The following is a 2,011-nucleotide window of genomic DNA, read 5'->3' on the forward strand; positions in this document are numbered from 1 at the left end:
TGCCACGGCATAGCGCCCACCCGGACGTATTACGTCCAGCAGGACCGGCCACTGTGGTCCTGCCCGCAAATCCATCACTTTCGACCGCGGCACCGAATTCGTGTCCTGGCCGCATCTGCAAGCACAGACCAGTACGCAGACATGGTATTGCGCCCCCTGCTCTCCTTGGCAAAAGGGCACGGTTGAGAACACAAGCCGGCGGGCCCGGCGATGGCTTCCGCGGAAGCACGATATCCGGCAGCTCTCAGATCACGACATGAAAGTAATTTGCGAGACCGTCTTAACAACACGCCCCGCAAATGCCTTGGGTGGAAGACGCCCGCGGGGTCTTCAGAGAGAAGATGATGGAAGAACTGGGCCGCTCCCCCAACCCTCAGAGGCAATAGGTACCGCGGTTCAGGTGTCGCTCACACGGGTGGATTTGTCGGAGTGGCTTTGATGATGGGTTGGGTAGCCCCTCCTGAAGGCACTTGTGCGAAAGTGGTCCGGATTGGACCAGGAGGATGAGCAATGAAGGAAGAACGACATTACAACTTTAGATCATTTATTAATAACTGCCTGAAGTTGTTTTATTAAAAAACCATAATAAATGATTGCTCGCGTCATACCTGTATAGCAGATTGAACGGTATTACAGTATCAATAAACACAGTTTTCTGCAGGCGGGATCCAGCGGTGCACGCATTTTTCGTTGCTGATGCCGCCGCCGCGGTGACCCGCCCTGACCGCCAACCGATCAGAATGAGCACGCTCCGCCTCTGAAACAGGGGTGCGTGCCGCCACCCGCCATTATGCTGAGGGAATTTTGAGAATACTCATTCTTGCATATGCCTGCGAGCCGGGCAAAGGCGGCGAAGGCGAAATCGGCTGGGCGCTGGCAAACCGGCTGGCGGGCGCGCATCAGGTCTGGGTGCTGACCCGTCGCAACAACCAGCCTGCCCTGGCCGCTGCAAACCGGAACCCGGATCTGAAGCTCCTCTATTACGATCTGCCGCGCCTGTTCATCGTCTTGAAGGGCCGCGGAAAAAAGAACTTCCTGCTGTATTACTACCTCTGGCAGCTTGGCTCTGCCGCCGCAATCCGCCGGTTTGACCGGGTTCACGGCTTTGAGGTCATCCACCATCTGACCGGCGGGATGGACTGGATGCCCTCCGGCGCCGCCTTTCAGAAAAAGCCGTTTGTCTGGGGGCCGGTGGGCAGCGAAAACACCCATCCTCTGATCCGCAGGCAGATGCCCTGGCGCGCCCGGCTCAAAGATATTGCCCGCTCGGCTCTGCGCTTTTGCCTGCGCAATCTGGACCCCGGCGTCCGCCGCACCCGCGCCAGGGCGGATGTGATCCTGTCGCACACGCCGGGCAACTTTCCTGGCAAACTGCAGAACAAAGTGGTGCATTTTGTGCAGACAGGGATTGAGTCCGCGCCGCGGATGGCGCAGCGGAAAACGGATCTGCAGCGCGGCAGGGTGATTCGGATTATCTATGCCGGTGAATTTGTTGATTGGAAGGGCGCGCTTCTGGCGGTCCGCGCCTTTGCCGGATTTCATGCCGCATATCCGCAGTCCCGGCTGACAATGGTTGGCGCAGGCAACCAGGAGACCGCGATCCGCGCGGTGATCCGCCGGAACGGTTTGAACACCGCGGTAACCCTGACCGGGAAACTGCCGATGGCGGCGCTGCTGAGCGAGCTGAACCGCGCCGATGTTTTTCTCTATCCCAGCTACCACCACGGGCTGGCGACCGTTCTGCTGCAGGCCATGCTGACCGGCCTGCCCACCGTCTGCCTGGAAGGGGACGCCATTGGCCGCGCAGTGGGTCAGGAGGCCGGAATAACCCTGCCGCCGCCAGGCTCCGGCGATGCTGCCGGAGTGCTGGCGCAGGCGTTACTGACGCTGGCCGGGGATGAGGAACTGCGGCAGTTAAAAGCCAGGGTTGCAATGGATCTGGCCCTGAACACGTATAACTATGATGCAATCACGGCGCGGCACACAGACGTTTACTGTTCCCTTTTGGCGC

1 protein-coding gene and 1 pseudogene are annotated in these 2,011 nt (G+C 59.6%); both read left to right on the forward strand.

Annotated elements, in window-relative coordinates; translation table 11 throughout:
• Nucleotides 1–61 precede the first annotated feature (61 nt).
• Nucleotides 62–386, forward strand: a pseudogene (locus A2I95_RS33875) (IS30 family transposase); the annotation flags it as partial.
• Between the two features lie 418 nt (nucleotides 387–804).
• A partial coding sequence (locus A2I95_RS33880) for a glycosyltransferase family 4 protein (RefSeq protein WP_291736865.1) occupies nucleotides 805–2,011 on the forward strand: 1,207 nt, incomplete at its 3' end.

The organism is Leisingera sp. F5, assembly GCF_001593695.1.